Source organism: Paenibacillus sp. OT2-17, from assembly GCF_009827695.1.
Taxonomy (GTDB): domain Bacteria; phylum Bacillota; class Bacilli; order Paenibacillales; family Paenibacillaceae; genus Paenibacillus; species Paenibacillus polymyxa_B.
The window spans coordinates 1-2,177 of sequence record NZ_WUDQ01000595.1 but is presented as its reverse complement, the minus strand read 5'-3'; the positions used below and the strand labels follow the sequence as shown (position 1 = coordinate 2,177).

At 45.2% G+C, this 2,177-nt stretch carries 5 protein-coding genes; all 5 read left to right on the top strand.

Annotated elements, in window-relative coordinates; translation table 11 throughout:
* Positions 1 to 393 (top strand): M14 family zinc carboxypeptidase (locus tag GRP75_RS25015; RefSeq protein ID WP_272917235.1); only part of this gene is annotated, 393 nt, incomplete at its 5' end.
* 135 nt (positions 394 to 528) lie between these two features.
* Positions 529 to 795, top strand: coding sequence for a hypothetical protein (locus GRP75_RS25010; RefSeq protein ID WP_023987991.1), 267 nt, complete (start codon positions 529 to 531; stop codon positions 793 to 795).
* A gap of 261 nt (positions 796 to 1,056) precedes the next feature.
* The gene (locus GRP75_RS25005) at positions 1,057 to 1,359 is read left to right on the top strand and encodes an iron-sulfur cluster assembly accessory protein (RefSeq protein WP_013309686.1); all 303 of its coding nucleotides are present in this window, start codon (positions 1,057 to 1,059) and stop codon (positions 1,357 to 1,359) included.
* 23 nt (positions 1,360 to 1,382) lie between these two features.
* Entirely contained in the window at positions 1,383 to 1,604 is a 222-nt protein-coding gene (locus tag GRP75_RS25000; protein WP_007429791.1) for a YuzB family protein, read from the top strand.
* A gap of 94 nt (positions 1,605 to 1,698) precedes the next feature.
* Complete coding sequence (locus GRP75_RS24995) at positions 1,699 to 1,968, top strand: hypothetical protein (RefSeq protein WP_023987992.1); 270 nt, start codon at positions 1,699 to 1,701, stop codon at positions 1,966 to 1,968.
* Positions 1,969 to 2,177 lie beyond the last annotated feature (209 nt).

Here is a 2,177-nt window from a genome sequence, read left to right as displayed (position 1 = left end):
CGCGGTAAAATAGGTCCGTCTCGACGAGACTATGCAGGACCTGCACCTTTGTCTGAACCAGAGTCCAAGGCGCTTGCCGATCTGACGGAGCGCGAACAGTTCGACATGGTGTTATCCATACACAGTCAGGGACAGGAGATCTATTGGAATTATCGGGATCTAGAGCCTAAGGAGAGCCGAGATTGGGCCTTGCGGCTAGCTGCCGCAACAGGGTACCGGGCGGTAAAGCTGGGTGGGAGCGATGCAGGGTACAAGGATTGGTTTATACAGCGATTTGGTAAACCAGGGTTTACCGTTGAAGTCGGTCTAGGTGTAAATCCGCTGCCCATGCGTGATTACGATGATATTGCAGCAGAAGTGGGCATGTTAATGGCAACAGTGCTGTCATGGTGAAAAATTCGGCCTACTGAAACGTATCGAATCATTTGCACGTATTAGGAGGAACACGTTTTTTATAAGTGTTCTTCTTTACATGTCCCTTCAATGGGGTATATATACTTAGGAGCATTGGAAATGGAGTGAACAACTATGAAGTGGAAAAGATTACTATCTCTCCGTCAATGGTCACATGTATTTCGTCGTATGCCCCGATTTATTACTTCATCAAGGATTCCGCTGGGAGAAAAGTTACTCTTTGCGGTGCCTGTATTGCTCTATTGGGTATTACCTGATGTCATGCCATTTATGCCCATCGACGATATTGGTGTGACGCTATTGCTTATGAATTGGTTTGTCACCCGTGCCGAACGAAAATATCCAGATGTGCTTGAAAAGCAGCATGTACGTGTTCGGTAGATAAGCTTATGAATTTCGTGATTGCGATTTTTCACGATTTTCTTTACAATAGGAATATTGCCTTTTGCTATGCTGAATATAATTGTGATCTATTGGCTCATGATGATGTTTCAGACGCAGCTATGCTGCCATAGTACCTCTTTCCCTCTGGGATAGAGGCTAATTATTTGAGTTGTTGATTTTACCCGCTAGGTTGTGTGGTGTGGATAGGTATCCAATGAACCACATTTCATTTAATGAATATGAAGGAGATGAAGTTTGATGAACTGCAAAATTACTCGTAACGCAGCTAAAGTATTGAAACTTGAACTGGATAAGGAAGAGAACCAAGGGAAGAGCCTGCGCGTTGTTATTACTCATGCTCATGGAGATCATGCTCATTACGGGCTGGATTTGGACACGCCTAAAGAAACAGATACTGTCGTATCTACAGATAAAGGCATTGATGTAATTTTGGAAAACGGCCAGCCGCTGCTGGATGGTGTGAAAATTGATTACTTGTACTTCCCCGAAGAAGGATTTGTCATTACTAACCCTTCCCAAGGTAATCACGGCGACCACTAAGCCGGAGCTCGGAGGGATGACAGATGGCCAATGATATTCGCGTATGTGATGAATGCAATCATATCCGCTTGAAAACGATCTTGCCCAAGTTGCAAAAGATGGCACCAGATGCCGAGATCAAAATCGGCTGCAAATCGTATTGCGGTCCTTGTGGGAAACGAGCGTTTGTATATGTGAACGGACGTTATGTGAGTGCGGCCACAGAGGATGAAGTATTGGAAAAGGCTGCGCGCTTTATCAAATAGTTCCAGTACGCAGCATTCGCAATTTTTGAATAGTTCCCCTTCTTCTGATCCATGCTAATGGATGTAGACCACTGCCCAGAAGGAGGAGTGACTCATGGCCCAATATGATTCTAATCTCGACAATCACAGTGTTGAGGCTCAAACACAAAACTCGGTGGACAGGCTTCACAATGCCGTCTCTCAGGCATTGTCACATCCGGCTGAGCAACTGATTGAGCAGGCTGAGCAATCTCGCACTCATGCGGAGCATGCCATACAGCAGGCAAAGGATAGCCTTGGTGACGACTCAGTAGAAGTTGCAGAGGACATGCTTGGTGAAGAGGTACAACGGCTTGAACAAGCTAAAAAAACGTTGCGTTCCTAGCGCAGTCGAGTGACAATCCATATAAAAAAGCACGATCCACAGCACTTACAAGCTGATGGATCGTGCTTTTTTGTTATATACAGGGCGGTTATGCGATTGGCATCCTTAAAAGAGTTCGGGGAGGATGCTATGTCAGCAACCTCCCACAGAAAGTCTATTAGATAAAGAAGTAACTCCTTCTTTATCTAATAGACTTTCTGTGGGAGGTT

Coding starts and splice junctions, on each gene's coding strand:
- GRP75_RS25010 (WP_023987991.1), top strand. CDS start 529: ATGAAGTGGAAAAGATTACTATCTCTCCGTCAATGGTCACATGTATTT.
- GRP75_RS25005 (WP_013309686.1), top strand. CDS start 1,057: ATGAACTGCAAAATTACTCGTAACGCAGCTAAAGTATTGAAACTTGAA.
- GRP75_RS25000 (WP_007429791.1), top strand. CDS start 1,383: ATGGCCAATGATATTCGCGTATGTGATGAATGCAATCATATCCGCTTG.
- GRP75_RS24995 (WP_023987992.1), top strand. CDS start 1,699: ATGGCCCAATATGATTCTAATCTCGACAATCACAGTGTTGAGGCTCAA.